This window comes from Streptomyces sp. NPDC008137 (assembly GCF_042957035.1).
In the GTDB taxonomy this organism is placed as follows: Bacteria; Actinomycetota; Actinomycetes; order Streptomycetales; family Streptomycetaceae; genus Streptomyces.
Genome location: NZ_JBIBHN010000022.1, coordinates 1 through 20,975 on the forward strand (window position 1 = coordinate 1; position 20,975 = coordinate 20,975).

Annotated in this window: 20 protein-coding genes; 9 read left to right on the top strand and 11 right to left on the bottom strand. The window is 71.1% G+C overall.

The genetic code is table 11. The features are described 5' to 3' along the window. The 3 genes from ACFZBT_RS28360 to ACFZBT_RS28370 form a co-directional block, all read right to left on the bottom strand. A partial coding sequence (locus ACFZBT_RS28360) for a helix-turn-helix transcriptional regulator (RefSeq protein WP_391109095.1) occupies positions 1 to 200 on the bottom strand: 200 nt, incomplete at its 3' end. A gap of 140 nt (positions 201 to 340) precedes the next feature. Continuing rightward, entirely contained in the window at positions 341 to 748 is a 408-nt protein-coding gene (locus ACFZBT_RS28365; protein ID WP_391109098.1) for an OB-fold domain-containing protein, read from the bottom strand. Beyond that, a complete protein-coding gene (locus ACFZBT_RS28370) occupies positions 748 to 1,197 on the bottom strand; it encodes a DoxX family protein (RefSeq protein ID WP_391109100.1) in 450 nt (149 codons plus the stop codon). The genes ACFZBT_RS28365 and ACFZBT_RS28370 overlap by 1 nt, the downstream gene beginning before the upstream one ends. A gap of 304 nt (positions 1,198 to 1,501) precedes the next feature. Between ACFZBT_RS28370 and ACFZBT_RS28375 the strand changes: the two genes are divergently transcribed. From ACFZBT_RS28375 to ACFZBT_RS28400, 6 genes are all read left to right on the top strand, one after another. Beyond that, a complete protein-coding gene (locus ACFZBT_RS28375) occupies positions 1,502 to 2,728 on the top strand; it encodes an NAD(P)-binding domain-containing protein (RefSeq protein WP_391109103.1) in 1,227 nt (408 codons plus the stop codon). An 83-nt stretch (positions 2,729 to 2,811) separates the two neighbouring features. After that, a complete protein-coding gene (locus ACFZBT_RS28380; RefSeq protein ID WP_391109106.1) occupies positions 2,812 to 4,107 on the top strand; it encodes a P-loop NTPase fold protein in 1,296 nt (431 codons plus the stop codon). Continuing rightward, the gene (locus tag ACFZBT_RS28385; protein WP_391109109.1) at positions 4,104 to 5,882 is read left to right on the top strand and encodes an Hsp70 family protein; all 1,779 of its coding nucleotides are present in this window, start codon (positions 4,104 to 4,106) and stop codon (positions 5,880 to 5,882) included. The genes ACFZBT_RS28380 and ACFZBT_RS28385 overlap by 4 nt, the downstream gene beginning before the upstream one ends. Before the next feature lie 383 nt (positions 5,883 to 6,265). Then, complete coding sequence (locus ACFZBT_RS28390) at positions 6,266 to 8,494, top strand: acetate--CoA ligase family protein (protein WP_391109113.1); 2,229 nt, start codon at positions 6,266 to 6,268, stop codon at positions 8,492 to 8,494. Continuing rightward, positions 8,494 to 9,279, top strand: coding sequence for an enoyl-CoA hydratase-related protein (locus tag ACFZBT_RS28395; RefSeq protein ID WP_391109116.1), 786 nt, complete (start codon positions 8,494 to 8,496; stop codon positions 9,277 to 9,279). Before ACFZBT_RS28390 ends, ACFZBT_RS28395 begins: the two co-directional genes overlap by 1 nt. A gap of 44 nt (positions 9,280 to 9,323) precedes the next feature. Next, the gene (locus tag ACFZBT_RS28400) at positions 9,324 to 9,950 is read left to right on the top strand and encodes a flavin reductase (protein ID WP_391109119.1); all 627 of its coding nucleotides are present in this window, start codon (positions 9,324 to 9,326) and stop codon (positions 9,948 to 9,950) included. 38 nt (positions 9,951 to 9,988) lie between these two features. Here ACFZBT_RS28400 and ACFZBT_RS28405 read toward each other — a convergent pair whose 3' ends face one another. The 3 genes from ACFZBT_RS28405 to ACFZBT_RS28415 form a co-directional block, all read right to left on the bottom strand. Beyond that, positions 9,989 to 11,113 carry a methyltransferase gene (locus ACFZBT_RS28405; protein WP_391109123.1) on the bottom strand — a complete coding sequence of 375 codons (1,125 nt, stop codon included), beginning with the start codon at positions 11,111 to 11,113 and terminating at the stop codon, positions 9,989 to 9,991. 124 nt (positions 11,114 to 11,237) lie between these two features. Continuing rightward, positions 11,238 to 12,092: an alpha/beta fold hydrolase gene (locus ACFZBT_RS28410; protein WP_391109126.1), complete on the bottom strand. Its 855-nt coding sequence runs from the start codon at positions 12,090 to 12,092 to the stop codon at positions 11,238 to 11,240. A gap of 100 nt (positions 12,093 to 12,192) precedes the next feature. Continuing rightward, positions 12,193 to 13,104 (bottom strand): alpha/beta fold hydrolase, encoded by a 912-nt coding sequence (locus ACFZBT_RS28415; RefSeq protein WP_391109129.1) that lies wholly within the window; start codon positions 13,102 to 13,104, stop codon positions 12,193 to 12,195. A gap of 131 nt (positions 13,105 to 13,235) precedes the next feature. Between ACFZBT_RS28415 and ACFZBT_RS28420 the strand changes: the two genes are divergently transcribed. Both ACFZBT_RS28420 and ACFZBT_RS28425 read left to right on the top strand, forming a co-directional pair. Next, a complete protein-coding gene (locus ACFZBT_RS28420; protein WP_391109132.1) occupies positions 13,236 to 13,856 on the top strand; it encodes a TetR family transcriptional regulator C-terminal domain-containing protein in 621 nt (206 codons plus the stop codon). Continuing rightward, the gene (locus tag ACFZBT_RS28425) at positions 13,853 to 14,389 is read left to right on the top strand and encodes a GNAT family N-acetyltransferase (protein WP_391109135.1); all 537 of its coding nucleotides are present in this window, start codon (positions 13,853 to 13,855) and stop codon (positions 14,387 to 14,389) included. Before ACFZBT_RS28420 ends, ACFZBT_RS28425 begins: the two co-directional genes overlap by 4 nt. 244 nt (positions 14,390 to 14,633) lie before the next feature. Here the strand turns inward: ACFZBT_RS28425 and ACFZBT_RS28430 are convergent, their stop codons facing one another. From ACFZBT_RS28430 to ACFZBT_RS28440, 3 genes are all read right to left on the bottom strand, one after another. Further along, positions 14,634 to 15,776, bottom strand: coding sequence for a DUF6596 domain-containing protein (locus ACFZBT_RS28430; protein ID WP_391109421.1), 1,143 nt, complete (start codon positions 15,774 to 15,776; stop codon positions 14,634 to 14,636). Positions 15,777 to 15,793: 17 nt separating this feature from the next. After that, positions 15,794 to 16,201, bottom strand: a complete 408-nt coding sequence (locus ACFZBT_RS28435; RefSeq protein ID WP_359893464.1) for a YciI family protein — start codon at positions 16,199 to 16,201, stop codon at positions 15,794 to 15,796. A 119-nt stretch (positions 16,202 to 16,320) separates the two neighbouring features. Next, a complete protein-coding gene (locus ACFZBT_RS28440; RefSeq protein WP_391109139.1) occupies positions 16,321 to 17,625 on the bottom strand; it encodes an MFS transporter in 1,305 nt (434 codons plus the stop codon). Positions 17,626 to 17,697: 72 nt separating this feature from the next. Here ACFZBT_RS28440 and ACFZBT_RS28445 point away from each other — a divergent pair, with 72 nt between their 5' ends. Beyond that, complete coding sequence (locus ACFZBT_RS28445; RefSeq protein WP_391109142.1) at positions 17,698 to 18,720, top strand: helix-turn-helix domain-containing protein; 1,023 nt, start codon at positions 17,698 to 17,700, stop codon at positions 18,718 to 18,720. Here ACFZBT_RS28445 and ACFZBT_RS28450 read toward each other — a convergent pair. Both ACFZBT_RS28450 and ACFZBT_RS28455 read right to left on the bottom strand, forming a co-directional pair. Next, positions 18,710 to 19,759 (bottom strand): alcohol dehydrogenase catalytic domain-containing protein, encoded by a 1,050-nt coding sequence (locus ACFZBT_RS28450; protein WP_391109145.1) that lies wholly within the window; start codon positions 19,757 to 19,759, stop codon positions 18,710 to 18,712. The two genes, ACFZBT_RS28445 and ACFZBT_RS28450, sit on opposite strands and share 11 nt — an antisense overlap. Further along, entirely contained in the window at positions 19,759 to 20,901 is a 1,143-nt protein-coding gene (locus ACFZBT_RS28455; protein WP_391109148.1) for an acyl-CoA dehydrogenase family protein, read from the bottom strand. The genes ACFZBT_RS28450 and ACFZBT_RS28455 overlap by 1 nt, the downstream gene beginning before the upstream one ends. Positions 20,902 to 20,975 lie beyond the last annotated feature (74 nt).

Consider the following 20,975-nt stretch of genomic DNA (forward strand, 5'->3'; position numbering starts at 1 on the left):
TTGCGCTCGGGCCCGTCGCCCGCCTCGATGCCGTCGACCTCGACGAGCCCGTTCTTCAGCAGCCGGGACATCGTCGAGTAGACCTGGCCGTAGTGCAGCGGCCGGTCGTGACCGAACTTCTCGTCGAAGGCCCGCTTCAGGTCGTAACCGTGGCGCGGGCCGGACTCCAGGAGTCCCAGGAGGGTGTGACCGATGGACATGCCCCGCACTCTACACATCGTGTATACGCGATGTGTATACACGGCATGCATACTCCGCGTGCGCACATCGTGGCGAGGTGTACGACAGCGCAGGTGAGGAAGTCGGCGGTCCCGATCGTCACGGTTCGGAAAACAGGCACCTACCGGGCGCCGGACATGATCCGGAACACCGGGACCCCCTCCCGGAAGGCCACTTCCAGGTCCGCCCCGGCGGACGGCTCCCTCTCCCCCACCACCTCCGTCATCATCCGCGGCCCCTCCGCCAGGTCGACCACGGCGGCGACGTACGGCACGCGTTCCGCGAACGGCGGCAGGTCGTTGCGGTGGACGACGGACCAGGTGTAGAGGGTGGCCCGGCCGCTCGCGACCTCCCAGACGACGTCCTCGCTCCAGCAGCGCGGGCAGAACTCGCGCGGGTAGAGGTGGGCCCGGCCGCAGGCCAGGCAGCGGCGGATCAGCAGCCGGCCCCCGGCCGCCGCGTCCCAGTACGTCCGGGTGAAGGCGTCGGGCTCGGGCAGGTCGAAGCGCCCGGTCGACGGCCCGCCCATCAGAACAGCCCCAGCGCGCTGTCCAGCGACCATGTCTGCCAGGACATCCCGAACAGCCCGACCACGGACATCAGCGCCATCATCGAGTTCTGCCCCTGCTCGGCCACGTCGTGGATCATGAGCGTGAGGTAGAGGATGTTGAGCAGGAACCCGCCGAGCAGGGCGACCGGGGTGAGGAAGCCGGTGATCAGGCCCAGACCCAGGGCGAGTTCCGCGTAGACGACGACGTACGCCATCACGCGCGGGCGGGGTGCGACGACCGCGCCGAACCCCGAGCGGACGGCGCTCCAACGGTGCTCGGCCGCTATCCGGGCCGCCCACTCGATGCCGGCGCCCCGTTCGAACCAGGCCTTGCGGTCCTTGTGCCGCCAGCTCTCCAGCCACCACAGCCCGAGCCCGATCCGCAGTACGGCCAGCCACTCGGCTCCGCCGAGCCAGATCGTGTCCATGCGATCTGACGGTACGTCAGTTATCTGGATCCGCAAGACCCCGCGACAGGGCTGCCCGCGGCCCCGGAGCCTGCGCGCTCCGCGGCGAGGAGGCCGCATTCCGGTCGGCACGGCCTCCGGTCCCCCCGTCCGTCGCCGGAGGCCGTGCCCAACAGCCACATGTCAGGAGTGATCACCGGCCCGCCACAACCAGGCGCCCTACGCCACGATCCCCACCCCCTCCCCCTACAGCCGTGATCAATCCGCAACCAATTCCGGTCTTGACCGAGACCCATCAAGCGGGCCCGTGATTACGCTCCCGCTCATGGCCGACTCCACGCCCTCCCCACACTCCTCCGCGCACCCCACACCGGACCGCCCCGTCTACGTCATCGGCGGCGGCCCCGGCGGACTCGCCGCCGCGTACGCGCTGCGCGCCCGGGGCGTACGGGCCGTCGTCCTGGAGAAGTCCGACCGCGTCGGGGCGTCCTGGCGCCGCCACTACGACCGGCTGCATCTGCACACCACCCGCCGTCTGTCGGCCCTGCCCGGGCTGCCGATGCCGCGCCGGTTCGGGCGGTGGGTGTCCCGGGACAACGTGGTGCGGTACCTGGAGAAGTACGCCGAGCACCACCGCCTGGAGATCGTCACCGGCGTCGAGGTGTCCCGGATCGAGCGCACGCCCGACGGCACGGGCTGGCTGCTGCACGCCACCGGGGGCAGGGAACTGACCGGCTCGGCTGTCGTGATCGCGACCGGCTACAACCACACCCCGCGACTGCCGGACTGGCCCGGCCTCGACACCTTCACCGGCGAGTTCCTGCACGCCGGGGAGTACCGCAACGGCACGCCCTACACCGGCCGGGACGTCCTCGTCGTCGGCGTCGGCAACACCGGTGCCGAGATCGCCGTGGACCTGGTGGAGAGCGGCGCCTTGCGGGTCCGGCTGTCCGTGCGCACCGTCCCGCACATCGTGCGCCGTTCCACGGCCGGCTGGGCCGCCCAGTACAGCGGTGTCCTGGTACGCCGTCTGCCGGTCGGCCTCGTCGACCGGATCTCCCGCGCGCAGGCCAAGGTGGCGATCCCCGACCTGTCGGCGCACGGGCTGCCGCGCCCCGACACCGGGCTGTACACCCGGGTGAGGCAGGGTGCGATCCCGGTGCAGGACGTCGGCCTGATCGACGCCGTACGCAAGGGCAAGGTCGAGATCGTGGCCGCCGTTGAGTCCTTCGAGGGCGGCGGGAAGGTCGCCCTCGCCGACGGCACCGTGGTCGAGCCGGACGCGGTGATAGCCGCCACGGGTTACGTCCGTGCTCTGGAGGGCCTGGTCGGCCACCTCGATGTGCTCGACGCCCACGGCAAGCCGGTCACCCACGGCGCCCGCTGCCCGAAGACGGCCCCCGGCCTGTACTTCACCGGCTTCACCAACCCGATCAGCGGCAACCTGCGCGAGCTGGCGATCGACGCGGTGAGCATCGCAAAGGCGGTGGCGGCGCGGACCTCGAGCGCCAGAACCTTGAATAGCGACATTGACACGAACTTCTCTAAATAGTCGCTTATTGACTGCGCATTAGGGAAACTTAGGGCTGCAATAGGTCTGGTTTGCGAGTCCAGAACTCCCCCAGGAGGTCGGCGATGAGGCCACTGACCGACAACCCGGTCGGCGAAGCGAACGACGACGCGTTCGGCTTCATGCCCTACGTCCGCGTCCTGCACGAAGCCGTAGCGGAAGCCGATCCCTTGCCGCTGACCGTCGGGGTGTTCGGGGCGTGGGGGACGGGCAAGTCGAGCTTCCTGAGCCTGTGGCAGGGCATCTTCGACGAGGGGAAGGACCGGACCATCTGGTTCAACCCTTGGAAGTACGACCGCAAGGTCGAGGTCTGGGCGGCCCTGCTGCACACCATCCTGGCCGAGATGGAGCAGGAGGAGCGGCTGAGGGAGAAGGTCGGCCGGCTGGCCCGCGCGGCCACCTGGCTGTCCATGCGGGCGGGGCTCGGCACCGCCGCGTCCCTCGCCACCGGCGGTGTTATCAACGGCACGCACGTCAACGAGATCCTGGACACTTTTTCCCAAGCGGACTCCGAGGAGTACCGCCAGGTCAACGCCTTCGAGCATGACTTCGCCGACGCGGTGAACGAATTCGTGGGCCCCGACGGTCGCCTGGTCGTCTTCGTCGACGACCTCGACCGGTGCACCCCGGACGCGGCGGTGACCGTGCTGGAGTCCCTGAAGCTGTTCCTCGGGGAGTCCCGGTGTGTGTTCGTCCTCGCGTTGGATCTGGATGTGGTGGCGGCGGTGGCCACGAAGAAGTTCGGCGAGGCCCTGGCCGGCGCGCCCGGTTACGCGGCCGCCGGCATGGAGTACCTGGACAAGATCGTCCAGTTACCCTTCTTCCTGCCCGATGTGGAGTTCCAGACGCTGCGGGCCTCACTCTCGCGGTATGTCGGACAGGAACTCGCGGACTCCGGGGCGTTCTGGGAGCTGATCCAGGTGGGGCTGGGCACCAATCCGCGCCGGGTGAAGCGCTTCTTGAACGTCCTCAACCTGTCCGCGCTCACCTATGCTCCGGCGAACGACGGCCCTCTGGACCGGCACACGCTCCTCCAACTCGCGGAGCTGCTCATCATCCGGACCCGGCACCGTGCGTTCTTCCACCTGCTCACCGAGCAGCCGGGGGCCTGGCGGGCGCTGGAGGGCTACGCCACGTCGGCCATCGTGAACCCCCGGCAGGAAGCCATGTTCAGGCAGCGGCTGGACCCGGGCCTGGTGGGCTTCACGAGCGACGACAAGCTGATGCGTCTGCTGCAGACGGGACCGGGCGTCTACAACGACCATCCCGCGGCACCCGACGGCGACCAGGTAACCAGCATGATCAGCACCCTGCGGCGCACCGCGGGCCCGGACGACACGGCCGGGACTGACCCCGTATGACTCAGCAGGAGACCGGTGGCGCGGACCACCCGCGCCATTCGGTCGGCCTGGACCTGGGTGACGGGGAGAGCGCCCTCGCGTGGCTGGACTGGCGGGAGGACACCGCCGTGCGGCTCTACCAACGCCCGTCCGGCGAGGTGGATGTCGTCACCGCGATGTGTCGCACGGTGGATGGCGGTGCGCTGTTCGGCGAGATCGCCCTGCACGACCCGGAGGCGCGGCAGGTGCGGGTGAACTTCAAGGGGCGACCCCGGGCCGGACGGGCAGGTCTGCTACCACCGTCGGACGCGGCGGACTTCGCCCGGCTGTTCCTGATCGAATTCGGCGAACGGCATCCCGAGGTGCTGGAAGATTGCGTCGTCCACGTGGGCCACCCCGCCGGCTGGGACCAGGACGCGGTGGACGTCTACCGGGCTCAACTGGAGTCCGCGCTGCCGACGCTGAACGTGAAACTGGTGCCGGAGTCCCAGTCGGCCTTCCTGCACGTGTACGACGCCATAGGAGCGCGCACCGTGGACGGCCCGGCCCTGGTCGTGGACGTCGGTTCCTCCACGACCGACTTCACGTATGTGACCGAAGGGGCCGCGGTCAATCTCTCGTACGGCGATGGGCTGGGTGGCCGGAAGATCGACCAAGAGATCATGGAAGCGGCCCTGGCCCGGGTCACCGACCCGGTGGTCGTGGAACGGCTGTCCCGCCCGTCCCCCGACTGCTTGCTGCGCTGGCTCAGCCGCCGGCACAAGGAGGCGGCCTTCACGGGGACCGCGTCCGAGCCGCCTGAAGCCGAGCGCCGGTCGGAGCTCCAGTGGATCATCGACCACGCGTGGCCGATGATCTCCGCGATCGAGGTGCTGCCGTTGGTCGAACGGGCCGGCGGCTGGCGAGACCGGTTCGTGTCAGAGCTGGAGAAGGTCAAGGAGCACCTCGTCGGGGGGAAGGATGAGCTGCCGAAGCAGATCGTCCCCACCGGCGGCGGCTCCCGCATGCCGTTCGTTGTGGAGGGCTGCCGACGGGCGTTCCCCGATGCCCAGATCGTCTGCCCCCAGGACCCCTCCCTGTCCGTGGCACGCGGACTGGCCTCCTATGGGCGGTGGCGGGCGCGGGTGGCGGACTTCCGGAAGGGTGTCAAGGAGCTCACGGAATCGGCGAAGCTGACGGCACTGATCGAGAAGGAAGCCAATCCGCTGGCGCAGCGGTTCTTCCGGATCACGATGGAGAACGCCCGCGACGTGCTTCTCCGCCCGGTCCTGGAAGCGGCGGAGTCAGGTTCCGACCTCAAGGACCTGCTCGGACTCGAGCAGCAGCGCGAGCGCCTGCTGACCTGGCTGGAGTCCCCCGAGGGGCAGGCATCCCGGGAAGAGCTGTTCGGCTCGTTGGAACGGGACATCGAGCGAGTCCTGGGGCCGGACGCCGAGCAGCTGTGCAGGCGGTGCTCGCTCCCTTCCAAGGCGCTGACCGTGCACATTACCGTCCCGGCCAGCGTCCTCATGCAGCCGAGCGGGCGCTTGATCAGGACGTATCAGAAGTACGCCGAGTCCAAGGTCCCGGATGTTCAGCGATGGCTTCGCAGCAAGGCGTACCGAAAGACAGTGGACGCGTACTTGAGCTCCGTGCAGGCCCTCTACCGTCGCCTGCCGGACGGACTCGTCGCGTTGGAGGGCCGGGCGTACGTCATCCGGGGCGACGACCTCACCGCCCTCTCCCGAGCTATTCGCGACGAGGTCCGACGCCAGATGCTGAGGAACTCCCGCGACATCGAACTGCTCCTCGCCTGAGGTCCCAGGAGGCACGGCCGGGGCATCCTCTGGGGCGCGAGGGACAAATTCAACGGCCGCACCAAGCCGAAGATGAACCGGACGAAGCCTGAGGTTCTGCTGCCGCTTGCGCGGTCATCGCCCGCCAGAGGTCCGGATCGGGGCCGTGCAACCACTCCCTGCACCTGACCACGGAGAAGGTCTCCTCCAGAGGGAACGAGCGCGCAGCCAACGAGCAGCTACGTCAGATCGGCACGAGGACCAACGCTGGCTGACCCGCGAGACTGATGTCCGTCACGCACCCTCCCGCGCACGGCCTTTCCTGACGTACCGTCATTTCTATAATCTGATGCTACGTCAGCTCATCAATCAGTCACAGGCAGACACAGGAGCGGGGCGGTTTGATGCTTGGATCGACCCACGGCACCCTCACCACCGACTCCCGCCGGGCCCGGGCCATCGCCTGTGGCGAACGGCCCGGGCCCGCCGTGCACGGCAGGCCGGCCCAGGAGGGCGACCTCGACGTCAGCGGGCGCCCGCTGCACGCCGACGTCCCCGATCTCGACCACTTCTTTCGGCCCCGGTCCGTCGCCGTGATCGGCGCCTCGGACGCCGAGGGACGCCCCAACACCGGCGTCACCCGCCAACTGGCCGACTGGGCCGAGCGCGTCGGGGCCCGGCTGTACCCGGTGCATCCGAGCCGCCCGTCCGTCTTCGGCCTGGCCTGCTCCCCCTCCGTCGCCGACCTGCCCGAGCAGGTCGACCTGGCGGTGGTCCTCGTCGGCGACCCCCTCCCCGTACTCGAGGAACTGGCGGAGGCCAAGGCGCGGTTCGCGGTCGTCTTCGCCTCAGGGTTCGCGGAGACCGGGCCGGAGGGCGAAGCCGCCCAGCGGCGACTGGCCGCGGCCGTCGAACGCTCCGGGCTGCGCCTGCTGGGCCCCAACACCAACCTCAACGCGTTCGAACGCTTCCGGGACGACCTCGAAGGCCCGGCGATCGCCCTCATCACCCAGTCCGGCCACCAGGGCCGCCCCGTCTTCGCCCTCCAGGAACTCGGCATCCGCCTCTCCCACTGGGCGCCCACCGGCAACGAGGCCGACCTGGAGACGGCGGACTTCCTCTCCTACTTCGCCGAGCAGCCCGAAGTCGGCGCCATCGCCTGCTACCTGGAGGGCCTGAAGGACGGCCGTTCCTTCCTCCTGGCCGCCGACCGGGCCGCCCGGCGCGGAGTCCCGGTCGTCGCCGTCAAGGTGGGCCGCACCGAGACCGGCGCCCGCACGGCCGCCTCCCACACCGGCAAACTGACCGGCGCGGACGCGGTGGTGGACGCCGCGCTGCGCCAGTACGGCGTGATCCGCGTCGACGGCCTCGACGAACTCCACGACACAGCCGCCCTGCTGGCCCGAGCCCCCCGGCCGCCACGCTCGGACGGGGTGGTCGTCTACTCGATCTCGGGCGGCACGGGCGCGCACGCCGCGGACCTGGCGACCGAGGCGGGCCTCCGACTGCCGGTCCTGTCCGAGGCCAAGCAGGCCGAACTGCACCAGTGGCTCCCCGAGTACCTGAGCGTCGCCAACCCGGTCGACAACGGGGGGCATCCGGTCGGGGACGAACGCGGCCGGAAGATCATCGACGCGATACTCGCCGACCCGGCCGTGGGCGTGCTGATCTGTCCGATCACCGGCCCCTTCCCCCCGCTCAGCGACCGCCTCGTACGGGACCTGGTCGACGCGGCGGAACACACGGACAAGCTGGTGTGCGTCGTATGGGGCTCGCCGGTCGGCACCGAACCGGCCTACCGCGAGGTCCTGCTCGGCTCCTCCCGCGTGGCCACCTTCCGCACGGTCGGCAACTGCCTCACCGCCGTCCGCGCCCACCTCGCCCACCACCGTTTCACGACGGCCTACCGCTCCCCCTTCGACGAGGCTCCGCGCACCCCGTCACCGTCCTACCGCAAGGCACAGGCGCTGATGCACCCCGGCGAACAGCTCAGCGAGCACGCGGCGAAGCAGCTGCTGCGGGCGTACGGCATCCGCGTGCCACGGGAACAGCTGGTGACCAGCGCGGCAGCCGCTGTCCGGGCCGCCGGCCTGGTCGGCTACCCGGTGGTGATGAAGGCCTCCGGCGCCCGCATCGCCCACAAGACGGAACTCGGCCTGGTGAAGATCGGCCTGACCTCCGCGAGCCAGGTCCGCGACGCCTACCGGGAGCTGACCGACATCGCCCGCTACGAGGAGGTCTCCCTGGACGGCGTACTGGTCTGCCAGATGGTCGAACAGGGCGTCGAGATGGTCGTCGGTGTCACCCACGACGACCTGTTCGGACCGACGGTGACCGTGGGCCTCGGTGGGGTGCTGGTCGAGGTCCTGCGCGACACCGCCGTAGCCGTACCGCCCTTCGGTGAGGAACAGGCCCGGGACATGCTCACCCGCCTGCGCGGCCGGGCCCTGCTCGACGGAGTCCGGGGCCGCCCGCCCGCCGACCTGGACGCCCTGGTCGAGGTGGTCCTGCGTGTGCAGCGCATGGCACTGGAACTCGGTGACCAACTGGCCGAGTTGGACATCAACCCGCTGATGGTGCTGGAGCATGGACAGGGCGCGGTGGCGCTGGACGCGCTGGCGGTGTGCCGCTGATGCCGGCCGTCCTGTACGAGACAGCCGGCCAGGTCCTCACCGTCACCCTGAACCGTCCCGAGGCACTCAACGCCCTGACCCCGGACCAGCGGGACGAGATCGTCCGACTCCTCTCGACGGCATCCGCGGCAGCCGGCATCCGAGCGGTCGTCCTCACGGGAACGGGCCGGGGTTTCTGCGCGGGCGCGGATCTCCGAGGCGCCGCCACGACCGGCGAGCGCATCGCCGGAGACGTCGCCCGCACCCTGCGCACCGGCGCCCAGCGCCTGATCGCCGCCGTCCTCGACTGCGAGAAGCCGGTGATCGCGGCGGTGAACGGCACGGCGGCAGGCCTCGGAGCCCATCTGGCGCTCGCCTGCGACCTCGTATTGGCGGCGGAGTCGGCGAAGTTCATCGAGGTCTTCGTACGGCGAGGGCTGGTCCCCGACGGCGGCGGCGCGTACCTCCTCCCCCGGCTCATCGGCCCGCAGCGGGCGAAGGAGCTGATGTTCTTCGGCGACGCGCTCACGGCGACACAAGCGGAGCACTTGGGCCTGGTGAACCGGGTCATTCCGGACGCCGACCTGACCCAAACGGCCCACTCCTGGGCCGAACGCCTCGCCACCGGCCCGACCCGAGCCCTCGCCCTGACCAAGCAGCTCGTGAACGCCTCCCTGGACACCGACCGCGCCACCGCCTTCGCCGCCGAGGCCGCGGCCCAGGAGATCAACATGACGACGGCGGACGCGCAGGAGGGGGTTCGGAGCTTCGTGGAGCGGCGGGACGCGCTGTACAGGGGCCACTGAAACCCTTCCCATCTGATGACCCGTCAGCTTCAATCGTAGGCGTGATGGGACAAGCAGGGATGGCGGAAGCCGCCGTCCGCTACCTCAGGTCGACCCGCACGCCGGACCCGGCCCCACGGCCCGTGGAACCGCTGCCGCGCCCTGAGCTGCGCTGCGTGGGCGAGGACGAGCGTGCTCCCCTGGACCGGCAGGAATTCCGCCGCGTCCTGGGCAGCTTCGCGACGGGCGTGACGATAGTGACGGCACCCCCCGTCACGCCCGGAACCACCCCCGCCGGCTTCGCCTGCCAGTCCTTCAGCTCCCTCTCCCTGACCCCGCCCCTGGTGACCTTCATGGTCGGCCGCACCTCCACGACCTGGCCACGCATCGCCCGCGCGGGTGCCTTCTGCGTCAACGTCCTGGGCGCCGACCAGGCGGACCTGTGCCGCTCCTTCGCGGTGAGCGGCGCGGACAAGTTCGCGGGCGTGGCATACGACGCGGCCCCCGTCTCCGGCTCACCCCGCCTCTCCGGCGCGGTCGCCTGGATCGACTGCACGATCCACTCCGTCCACCCCGGCGGCGACCACCTGATCGTGGTCGGCCGCGTGAACGCCCTCGGCACGGGCCCGGACGCCCCGGCCGGCCCTCTGCTGTTCCACCGCGGGCGCTTCGCACGCTTGACGGAGGACTAGGGCCTGTCGTTTGGATCACGCCGCAGACACGGGGCCTGTCACGCGCCGACGGCCAGCCGCCACAGCGACGTGACCTCGGCCGCGCGTACGGCGTGCAGCGGATCGCCCGTGTCCCGCGCACGGGCGTGCCGCGGACGCGTGTCCGACCGGCCCACGACCCGCAGCCCGGCCCCCGCCACGGCGGTCATCAACTCCTCCCGGCTGCGCAGCCCGAGCCGCTCGGCGAGGTCGGACAACACGAGCCAGCCCTCACCACCGGGTTCCAGCCGCTCGGCGAGCCCGCTCAGGAAGCCCTGCAGCATGCCGCCGCCCGCGTCATACACACCGAGGTCGAGGTCGGAGGCGGGTCGGCCGGGAATCCAGGGCGGATTGCACACCACCAGGTCGGCGCGCCCCGGGGGATACAGCTCGGGCCCGGTCACCACCCGGACCACCCCCGAGAGCCCCAGCCGCCCCACGTTGTCCCGCGCACACGCCCGGGCCCGCGCACTGACGTCGGTCGCCACGACCTGCCCGACACCCCGCCGGGCCAGCACGGCGGCGAGCACGCCGGTCCCGGTGCCCAGGTCGAACGCGACCCGTACCTCACCGTCACGCGGCAACGGAGCGGACGCGGCGAGATCGACGTACTCACTCCGGGTGGGCGCGAACACCCCGTAGTGCGGGTGAATCCGCGCTTCCAGCGCCGGGACGTAGACGCCCTTCTCCCGCCACTGCCGGGCGCTGACGGCACCCAGCAGCTCGGAGAGGGCGACGGCCACGGGCCCGTCGAAGTCCCCGTAGGCCTCGGCGACCGCCCGGCGCACATCGGGAGCCCTACGAAGGTCCAGTCCGTGATCCGCGTCCAGCAGAACCAGCAACTTGCCGAGCACACGCGCGCGGTGGGCACGAAACCGGCGCTGCGACCGGAAGGTCTCGGCCGCCGTGTCCGCCGCGCCCGGCGCGGTACGCCCGACACGACGGTCCAAGGCACTCAGCAACTGCCGCCCATTGTGGAAGTCCCCGCGCCACAACAACGCGGTGCCCTCACAGGCCAGCCGGTAGGCGACGGCGGCCCGCATGCGGTCGTCGGCTACGACGACCGTGCGGGGCAGGGGCAGCCCGGACTCGGAATGCCACCGGGCGGAACGGGGATGGGTCTCGGTCCAGTGGATCGTGGACACGGCGTACTCCTCGGAGGATCGGGCGGGAACGAGCGTGCTGAGTCACGACGTCCAGGTCGCCGAGGACCATGCCGAGTGTCATCAACAAACCTTGTGAAGCAGTTGTGTCGAGTGTGCCGGATTCTCAGCCGGGCAGGGCGCGAACGAACCCGGCGACCATCCCCGCCACCGCCTCGGGTGCTTCCAGGATCATGGGGTGGGTGGCCTCGATGTGCTGGACGCTGATCGACGGCCGGGCGCGGGAGACGGCGGCCAGCTCGTCGGAGACCTCTCGGGCGAACCGGGCGCTGAACTCGTCGAACCACTCCATGCCCGGCGCGGGCGCCAGCCGCCGCCCGGCCTGCACCAGCAGCAGCGGACGGTCCACCCCGTCCAGCCACGCGGCGACACCGCTCGCGCCGAGCCGGTGGAGTTCGTCGACGATCTCCATGGCCGCCCCTCGCTCCGGCAGCGTCTGCCAGGTGCCGTCGGGCAGCGGACGCGCCGCCGCACGGGCAGCGGCCTCCGCCCGTTCGGCGGGCACCCCGAACCGCGCGGAGTGGGCGACCTGCTGCTCGACGTACCCTTCCGAGGCAACGGCCCCGACCGACGCCAGCAGCCCCTCGGCCACCTTTTCGGCGCCCGGGTACTCGCGGCGCCACCAGAACCCGTCGAGGTTCACGGCGGCACGAGCACGGTCCGGATACGCCCGTGCGTACTCGACGGCGACCAGCCCGCCAAGAGAGTGCCCCACCACGACGGCCTCGGTCACACCGTGCGCGTCGAGCGTGTCGGTGATGTCCCGCACCACGGCGGGAAGCGCCCAGGGCGAGATAGCGGGAGAACGCCCGTGCCCGGGCAGATCGATGCCGAGAACCCGATACCCGTCGGTGAGCTGAGCCGCCGAGGCACTCCAGTCGGCCAGCGACCGCCCGAACCCGTGCAGAACAACCAGTTGCGGGCCGTCGCCCCCATAGTCATGCGCATGTAGGAGAGTCATATGGGCCTCACCGTAGGACGCCCCACATCCCCTCGAACACCGAATTACGCCGCTCCGGTCCCCGCCGGCGGTCAGCTCGGGGCGGTCAGCTCGGACATTGTCAGTCGACGGAAGCCATGAAGTTCAGCATCCTGCGGTTGATCTCCTCCGCGTGGTCGATCTGCGGCCCGTGGCCCGTGCCGGAGATGATCTCGGCTCGGGCCCCGGGGATCAGACGCGGCACACGCTCCGCCTGCCGCTGCGGGTGTACGAGGAGGCTTCGCTTGCCGAGCACCAGGTAGAGCGGGGTCCGGATGGTGGACAGTTCCTCCTCGGGAAGGGGAAGCGGCGCCGGGCGGCGTATGCGGTAGGCGCGAACCGCCGTTCTGATCATCGCGCGCAGCTCCGGCACGACGAGGACCGGCTGTTCGAGCCAGGCCGCCAGTCGCGGGCGGAGCGCCTTCGGCGCGAAGGTCGCGAAGAGGCTGGCGAAGATCCAGACGAAGAAGCGCGGTCCCACTTTCTCCAAGCCGCCGGGGTCGAGCAGGGTGACCGAGGCGAGGCGACCGGGCCTGCGGTGCGCCTGGTTCAGGACGAGCCATCCGCCGTAGGAGGAGCCGACGAGGTGTACGCGGTCGAGGCCGAGTCCGGCGAGTGTCTCGTCCAGCCACTGTGCGGCGCGTTCGGGCTGGTGGATGGGCTCGCGCTGCACGCTGCGGCCGGGATCACCCGGGGTGTCGATCGCGTAGACCGGGCGGTCCGCGCTGAGGGCGGGGGTGTTCGGGTACCACATCGCGGAGCATGAGCCCGCCCCGTGCACCAGGACGACGGGGGTGCGGGCTCGGTCAGCCTCGTTCGCGGGGCCGTAGCGGTAGACGTGCGTGGTGCCGAAGGACGTCTCCACGTCCTCTTCGGCTCGCGCGGGCGCCCCCAGTGCGTAGACCGCGTCGCAGGCCGTGAAGTAGCGATCCCGCCAGGCATCGCTCACATAGCGGCCCACATCGGCCTGGGTTCGGGCAGCGGTCTCGGGCATGGCCACCTCCGGCGTATCGATTTCGTGATACGAACGTACCACGTTACTGGTACAGATGTATCATCAAAAGCGCATGGGAGCCGTAGAGCCCATGGGAGCCGTAGCGGGAACGACGAGCGGAGAACCGGCCGATGCCCAAGCGCGTGGACCACGCAGAGCGGCGCACCGAGATCGGCGAGGCCCTCATCCGGGTCGCCGGCCGACGCGGGCTGCATACCGTCGGGATGCGCGATGTGGCAGCGGAGGCGGGCGTGTCACTGCGGCTGGTGCAGTACTACTTCCAGACCAAGGAGAAGTTGATGTTCTTCGGGCTGGAGCTGCTGGCGGAGAGATTCGGGGAACGGGTATCCACCCGGGTACGGGCCGCCGGGGACAGTCCTGGTCCGCGAGAGATGGTCGAGGCCCTGTTGATGGCGGCGCTGCCGACAGACGACGAGAGCCGCACCTTCCATCACCTCCACACGTCATACGCGGTTCTGGCCGTGAACGACCCGGCACTCGCGGCCCAGCCCTTCATCAAGAACCCTGACACCGCCGAAGACGCGCTGACCGAACTCCTCCGGCAGGCGCAGGAAGCGGCACTGCTCGAGCCCGGTGTGGACGCGCGGTTGGAGGCAGCCGGCCTGCTCGCCATGTCCGCGGGACTCGGCACCGGCATCCTCGTCGGCCAGCGCAGCCCGGAGTCCGCGACCACAGTGCTGAACCACCACCTGAACCGAATCTTCCGTACCGGTGACGCGGTCCTGACATGAGTGACCGGAGCCCAGCAGCCGTGGAGCTGCGGACCGACCGGCTGTTGCTGAGACGCCCGACGCCAGCCGATGTCGACGCGATCTTCGCCGTCCACCGCGATCCTGAGACCTGTGCCCACAACCCGTCCGACGCACTCGCCCGGCTGGAGGAAGCGGAGGCGCTCTACCACCGTTGGGACGATCAGTGGCAGCAGCACGGCTACGGGTACTGGGTCGTCCGGCACCACGGCTCCGCTCAGCAGCTCGGATTCTGCGGAATCAAGCCCATGGAACTGCACGGGGCACCGGTCCTGAACCTCTTCTACCGTTTCGCCACCTCAGCGTGGGGCCAAGGCTTCGCCGCTGAAGCCGCAGCCGCGGTCGCCACCTGGGCATCCCGTCACCTGCCCGGCCTCCCGCTGATCGCCCGCGTTCGACCGGCCAACCTCGCTTCTCAGCGCGTGGCGATACGCGCCGGGCTCAACCGAGCACCGCACCTCGACACCCAGGGATATGACGGCTTCGACTGGATCTACACGAAGCTCTCTGATTGATGGGCGGCCCAGCACGGAGTCCGCGGCACACAACTCGCCCCTCGCGTACGGCTGCTGGCACCCGAGCTGTCAAAGCTCATGCCTCGGATGCGGGAAGGGACGCAGGCCACCGCACAAACCGTCCTGCGGCATGCGGACGAACATCTCAACAGTGCTACGACGTCAGGTGACCTGGCCAGACGACTGCACGACGCCGCCGTCACCGCGCGTGCGCTCCTGGGCCTGCTCCAACGCCCCGGCGAACTCACCCCCGCCCCGCATTGAGCCGCGCCGCCTGCCGCATCAGATGATCGCGTTCGGCGAGGTTGGCGGCCCGCCCGGCCGCCTCCGCGTACAGCCGGGCCGCCGTAGCCACGTCGCCGTCACGCTCGTGGAGGTACGCCGCCACCGCGGCGTGACGGGGCAGGGAGGGGTCCAGTTCCGCGAGCGCCGCCAGCCCGGCGCGCGGTCCGTCGGCCTCCCCCACGGCGACCGCGCGGTTGAGCCGGACGACCGGGCTGTCGGTCAGGCGTACGAGCTCGTCGTACCACTCGACGATCTGCACCCAGTCGGTCTCCTCGGCGGTGGGCGCGTCGGCGTGGAGGGCGGCGATGGCGGCCTGGGCCTGGAACTCGCCCAGCCGGTCGCGGGCGAGGGCCGCCTGGAGGATCACGACGCCCTCGGCGATCGACGCGGTGTCCCACCTGCCGCGGTCCTGCTCGGCGAGCGGCACCAGGCTGCCGTCGGACGCGGTGCGGGCGGCGCGCCGGGCGTGGTGGAGGAGCATGAGGGCGAGGAGACCGGCCACCTCGGGGTGGTCGATCGCGGCCGCGAGCTGCCGGGTGAGGCGGATGGCCTCGGCGGCGAGGTCGACGTCGCCGGAGTAGCCCTCGTTGAAGACGAGGTAGAGGACGCGCAGGACCGTGGCCACGTCCCCGGGCCGGTCGAAGCGCACTCCGGAGACCGTGCGCTTGGCCCGGCTGATGCGCTGCGCCATCGTCGCCTCGGGCACGAGGTAGGCCTCGGCGATCTGCCGGGTGGTGAGGCCGCCGACGGCGCGCAGCGTGAGCGCGACCGCCGATGCCGGGGTCAGCGACGGGTGCGCGCACAGGAAGTAGAGCTGGAGCGTGTCGTCCAGCGCGGGCGCCGGGCCGGGCGGCGGCTCCTCCTCTACCCGGTCCTCTCGCCGGCGGCGGGCGGTGTCGGAGCGTGTCGCGTCGAGGAACTTGCGCCAGGCCACCGTGACCAGCCAGCCCTTGGCATCGCGCGGCGGGTCGGCGGGCCAGACCCGGAGCGCCTCGACGAGCGCGTCCTGGACGGCGTCCTCGGCCGCCGCGAAGTCGGCTCCGCGGCGGACGAGGACGGTGAGGACGCTCGGCGTGAGGCTCCTGAGCAGGACCTCGTCCATCGCCGTCACCTGGGACCTCACTCCGTGATGGTGGTCCGCACGCCGTAGAACGGGCGCACCTCCAGCCACTCGTGGATGGGCTTGCCGCCCGCGCCGGGGGCGGCGGACAGCTCCCCGGCCAGCTCGACGGCGCGCTCGTAGCTGTCGACGTCGATGATCATCCAGCCGGCGATGAGGTCCTTGGTCTCGGCGAACGGTCCGTCGGTGACCGGCGGGCGCCCCTCACCGTCGTAGCGGACCCACGCTCCCTCGGGAGCGAGCGCCTGGCCGTCGACGAACTCGCCCGTCTTCTCCAGGCGGGCCGCGAAGTCGTTCATGTACTGCATGTGCGCCGAGATCTCCTCGGGGCTCCACTGGTCCATCGGGACGTCGTTGACCGGAGCCGGGGCGCCGCGGTAGTGCTTCAGCAGCAGGTACTTCGCCATGATGGTCTCCTCGGTGCTCGTGCGACCCATTGTGGTCGCGTTCACACCGGGGACGGAGCGGGACGCGGGTTCTCGACATCCCCGTCCGACTTTTTTCGGGCTCCCGTGGAAACGACTCGTCACACCGTCGCGGCCGCACCTCCCGCCCCCCGCCGGATCACCAGCGCCATCAGCGCCGCCACCGCGCACAACGCCCCCGACGCGTACCAGACCACGTCGTACGACCCGAACGCGTCGCGGGCGACCCCGCCGAGGAAGGCGACCAGGGCGGCCCCCACCTGGTGGGAGGCGAGGACCCAGCCGAAGACGATCGCGCTGTCCTCGCCGTACTGCTCGCGGCACAGGGCGAGGGTGGGCGGGACGGTGGCGACCCAGTCGAGGCCGTAGAAGACGATGAAGAAGATCATCGGCGGGTGGACCGAGGGCGCCAGCAGCAGGGGGAGGAACAGGAGCGAGACGCCGCGCAGGGCGTAGTAGACCGCGAGCAGCCGGCGCGAGTCGAAGCGGTCCGTGAACCAGCCGGAGGCGATCGTGCCGACGACATCGAAGATCCCGATGACCGCGAGCAGCGAGGCCGCTGCCGTGATGGGCATGCCGTGGTCGTGGGAGGCGGGCACGAAGTGGGTCTGGACGAGGCCGTTGGTGGAGGCACCGCAGATCGCGAAGGTACCGGCGAGCAGCCAGAACGGGCCGGTGCGGGCGGCCGAGAACAGGACGGACACGGCGCGGCGCGCGGCGCCGGCCACCGGGGCGGGCTTCGGTACGAACTCCACCGCTCCGTACGGCTTCTGGCCGACGTCGGCCGGGTGGTCGTGCAGCAGGAGCCACACGAACGGTACGACCGCGAGCGCCGCGAGGGCGACCGTCACGGCCGCCGGACGCCAGTCGTAGTTGTCGATGATCCAGGCCAGCAGGGGCAGGAAGATCAGCTGGCCGGAGGCCGACGCGGCGGTGAGGATGCCGCTGACCAGGCCGCGCCGCTCGGTGAACCAGCGGTTGGTGACGGTCGCCGCGAACGCCAGCGCCATGGAGCCGGAGCCGAGACCGACCAGCAGCCCCCAGCACAGCATCAGCTGCCAGGCGGCCGTCATCCACACCGTCAGGCCGGAACCGAGCGCGATCACCGTCAGGGCGACCGCGACGACCCGGCGGATGCCGAAGCGGTCCATCAGGGCCGCCGCGAACGGGGCCGTGAGGCCGTACAGCGCGAGATTGACGGAGACGGCGGCGCCGATCGTGCCGCGCGACCACTCGAACTCGTCGTGCAAAGGCTCGATGAGCAGGCCCGGTACGGATCGGAAGGCCGCGGCGCCGATGATCGTCACGAAGGTGACGGCGGCGACGAACCAGGCGCGGTGCACACGCCTGCGGGCTGGTCTCGACGGCTGCTCCACGACGGCCGGGGCTTCGCTTGTCTGGGTCACGTCATAGAGCTTCCGGTCCGCGCCCGGGACGCAGCGAGTGGCCCGAAGGACAGCATTCGTTAGGATCGGGCCATGGCAGCGAGCGCAGCAGACTCCGCTTTCCGGCCCCACCGCGTCGTCGTCCTCGCCCTCGACGGGCTGCTCCCCTTCGAACTGGGCATTCCGCACCGCATCTTCGGCCGCCCCAAGGACACAGCGGGCCGGCACCTGTACGAGGTCGTGACGTGCTCGGTCCGGCCGCCCGGCCCGGTCGCGACGGACGCCGACTTCGACATCCACGTCGCCCACGGCCCCGAGGCCCTGGCCACCGCCGACACGGTGATCGTCCCGGCGTCGTACGAACTCGGCCCGGTCTACGAGGACGGCGTGCTGACCGCCGAACTCGCCGCCGCCCTCGCCCACCTGCGCCCCGGCACCCGGCTGGCCTCCATCTGCACCGGCGTCTACGTCCTCGCCGCCGCGGGCCTGCTCGACGGCCGCCCCGCCACCACCCACTGGGCCGACGCCGAGCGCCTCCAGCGGCTCTTCCCGCAGGTCGCGGTCGACCCGGACGTGCTGTTCATCGACGACGGCGACGTGCTGACCTCCGCGGGCGTCGCGGCCGGCCTCGACCTGTGCCTGCACATGGTGCGCCGCGACCACGGCGCCGCCGTCGCCAACGACGTGGCCCGCCGTACGGTCGTACCGCCGCACCGCGACGGCGGGCAGGCGCAGTACATCGAGCGGCCGGTGCCCGATCCGCAGCAGGCGTCCACCACCGCCGCCCGCGCCTGGGCCCTGGGCCGCCTCCACGAGCCGATCCAGCTGCGCGACATGGCCGCCCAGGAGTCCATGTCGGTGCGCACCTTCACCCGCCGCTTCCGCGAGGAGACCGGCGTCAGCCCGGGCCAGTGGCTCACCCAGCAGCGCGTGGAGCGGGCCCGGCACCTGCTGGAGTCCACCGAACGCTCCGTCGACCAGGTGGCCCACGACGCCGGGTTCGGCACGGCCCAGTCGATGCGCCAGCACCTCCAGACGGCGCTCGGCGTCACCCCGACCGCCTACCGGCGGACCTTCCGGGCCGGAAAGGACCGGACGGCGGCCGTCAGAACGTGAGCACTCCCCGCGCCACCCGCCCCGCCTCCGCGTCCGCCGCCGCCTTCTCGAACTCCTCGACCGGATAGGTCCGGGTGACGAGTTCGTCGAGCAGCAGCCGGCCCTCGCGATACAGGTCGGCGTACAGGGCGATGTCGCGCTGCGGGCGGGAGGAGCCGTAGCGGCAGCCCAGGACGGACTTGTCGAGGTACATCGACGAGACACGGAACGACGCCTCGGCCGAGGCCGGGGGCACGCCGAGGAGGATCGCCTGGCCGTGCCGGTCCAGCGCGTCGATCGCCTGGCGGATCAGCTCCACGCGGCCAACGCACTCGAAGGCGTGGTCGGCGCCCGTGGGGAGGACGTCCCGCACGCCCTCGGTCGAGGTAAGGAAGTCCGTAGCGCCGAAACGCCGCGCCACCTCCTCCTTCGCCGGGTTGGCGTCGACGGCGACGATCCGCAGGGCGCCCGCGAGCCGCGCCCCCTGCAACACGTTCAGCCCGATCCCGCCCGTCCCGATCACCAGCACACTGTCGCCCCGGTCCACCCGCGCCCGGTTCAGTACGGCGCCCACGCCCGTCAGCACCCCGCACCCGATCAGCGCCGCCGACGCCATGGGGATGTCCTCGGGGATGCGGACGGCCTGCACGGCCTTCACCACCGTGCTCTCCGCGAAGGCCGAGTTCGACGCGAACTGGTACACCGGCCGGCCTTCGTGGCTGAAGGGCCGGCCCGGGCGCCCGATCGCGCCCCGGCACATCGTCGGCCGCCCCCGGTCGCACTCCGCGCACGTCCCGCAGTTGGCCAGTGTGGACAGGGCCACATGGTCACCGGGCGCGACATGGGTGACGCCCACACCCACCGCCTCCACGACCCCAGCCCCCTCATGGCCCAGCACCACAGGAACCGGGAAGGGTATGGTCCCGTCCACCACTGACAGATCGCTGTGACACAGCCCGGCCGCCCGGATCGCGACCAGCACCTCACCCGGCCCCGGCTCCCGCACCTCCAGGTCCGTCACGACCCGGACCTGCTTCCCGTCGAAGATCACGCCTCGCATCACACGGCTCCCTTGGGCTCCCTGGGCAGGCCGAGCACGCGCTCGGCGATGATCGTGCGCTGGATCTGGTCCGAGCCGCCGTAAATGGTGTCGGCCCGCGAGAACAGGAACAGGTGCTGCGCCGCGTCGACTTCGTACGGCGCCGTGGCCGACCAGTCGGCGGGACCCACCCCCGCCGCCGCACCCCGCACCAGCACCGCCAGCTCCCCCAGCCGCTGATGCCAGCCTGCCCACAGCAGCTTCGCCACGCTCGGCGCCCCCGCGTCGCCCGAACCGCCCAGGGTGCGCAGGGCGTTCCAGCGCATGGTGCGCAGTTCGGCCCACTGCCGTACGAGCCGTTCCCGTACGACGGGATCCCGCGCCGCCCCCGACTCCTGGGCCGCCCGTACGACGTCCTCGAGCTCCCGGGCGAACCCGATCTGCTGGGCCAGCGTGGACACGCCCCGCTCGAAGCCGAGCAGGCTCATGGCGACGCGCCAGCCGTCGCCCTCGCCCCCGACGACCTGCTCCGCGTGCGCGCCGTCGAAATAGACCTCGTTGAAGTCGCTGGTGCCGGTCAGCTGCCGGATGGGACGGACCTCGACACGGCCCGGCTGGTCCATGGGGACGAGCAGGAAGCTCAGCCCGCGGTGCCTCCGGGACCCGGCCTCGGTACGGGCGAGCACGAAGCACCAGTCGGCCTCGTGGGCGAGCGAAGTCCAGATCTTCTGCCCGCTCACCCGGTAGGCACCGCCGTCGCGCACGGCCGCGGTACGGACCCCTGCCAGGTCCGAACCTGCGCCGGGTTCGCTGTACCCCTGGCACCAGAGTTCGTCACCGGCGGCGATCGGCGGCAGGAAGCGGGCCTTCTGCTCCTCGGTGCCGTGCGCGATCAGCGTGGGCGCGAGCAGGTTCTCCCCGATGTGCCCGGAGCGCGGGGGCGCCCCCGACCGCGCGTACTCCTCGGCCCAGACGACCTGCCGGGTGAGACCGGCCCTCCGGTTCCCGTACCCGTCCGCCCCCCACCCGAGCCCGATCCACCCGGCCGCACCGAGCGTCCGCTCCCAGGCGCGCCGATCGCTCACACCCGTGACGTGCGCCGCGAGCCATTCCCGAACCTCGGCACGAAAGCCCTCGTCATCACGCGTGAACCCGAATTCCACGATCCCGCCTCACTCAAGGTTCCTCAGGGGCGCGGGGAACTGCGCGAACAACCACAACGCACCCGCACCCGCCA

Excerpts from the sequence above, each read along its gene's own strand:
- ACFZBT_RS28430 (WP_391109421.1), bottom strand. The coding sequence starts at position 15,776 with ATGGACGAGGTCCTGCTCAGGAGCCTCACGCCGAGCGTCCTCACCGTC.
- ACFZBT_RS28380 (WP_391109106.1), top strand. The coding sequence starts at position 2,812 with ATGAGGCCACTGACCGACAACCCGGTCGGCGAAGCGAACGACGACGCG.
- ACFZBT_RS28400 (WP_391109119.1), top strand. The coding sequence starts at position 9,324 with ATGGGACAAGCAGGGATGGCGGAAGCCGCCGTCCGCTACCTCAGGTCG.
- ACFZBT_RS28425 (WP_391109135.1), top strand. The coding sequence starts at position 13,853 with ATGAGTGACCGGAGCCCAGCAGCCGTGGAGCTGCGGACCGACCGGCTG.
- ACFZBT_RS28435 (WP_359893464.1), bottom strand. The coding sequence starts at position 16,201 with ATGGCGAAGTACCTGCTGCTGAAGCACTACCGCGGCGCCCCGGCTCCG.
- ACFZBT_RS28450 (WP_391109145.1), bottom strand. The coding sequence starts at position 19,759 with ATGCGAGGCGTGATCTTCGACGGGAAGCAGGTCCGGGTCGTGACGGAC.
- ACFZBT_RS28375 (WP_391109103.1), top strand. The coding sequence starts at position 1,502 with ATGGCCGACTCCACGCCCTCCCCACACTCCTCCGCGCACCCCACACCG.
- ACFZBT_RS28415 (WP_391109129.1), bottom strand. The coding sequence starts at position 13,104 with ATGCCCGAGACCGCTGCCCGAACCCAGGCCGATGTGGGCCGCTATGTG.
- ACFZBT_RS28390 (WP_391109113.1), top strand. The coding sequence starts at position 6,266 with ATGCTTGGATCGACCCACGGCACCCTCACCACCGACTCCCGCCGGGCC.
- ACFZBT_RS28395 (WP_391109116.1), top strand. The coding sequence starts at position 8,494 with ATGCCGGCCGTCCTGTACGAGACAGCCGGCCAGGTCCTCACCGTCACC.
- ACFZBT_RS28445 (WP_391109142.1), top strand. The coding sequence starts at position 17,698 with ATGGCAGCGAGCGCAGCAGACTCCGCTTTCCGGCCCCACCGCGTCGTC.
- ACFZBT_RS28370 (WP_391109100.1), bottom strand. The coding sequence starts at position 1,197 with ATGGACACGATCTGGCTCGGCGGAGCCGAGTGGCTGGCCGTACTGCGG.
- ACFZBT_RS28420 (WP_391109132.1), top strand. The coding sequence starts at position 13,236 with ATGCCCAAGCGCGTGGACCACGCAGAGCGGCGCACCGAGATCGGCGAG.
- ACFZBT_RS28410 (WP_391109126.1), bottom strand. The coding sequence starts at position 12,092 with ATGACTCTCCTACATGCGCATGACTATGGGGGCGACGGCCCGCAACTG.
- ACFZBT_RS28365 (WP_391109098.1), bottom strand. The coding sequence starts at position 748 with ATGGGCGGGCCGTCGACCGGGCGCTTCGACCTGCCCGAGCCCGACGCC.
- ACFZBT_RS28385 (WP_391109109.1), top strand. The coding sequence starts at position 4,104 with ATGACTCAGCAGGAGACCGGTGGCGCGGACCACCCGCGCCATTCGGTC.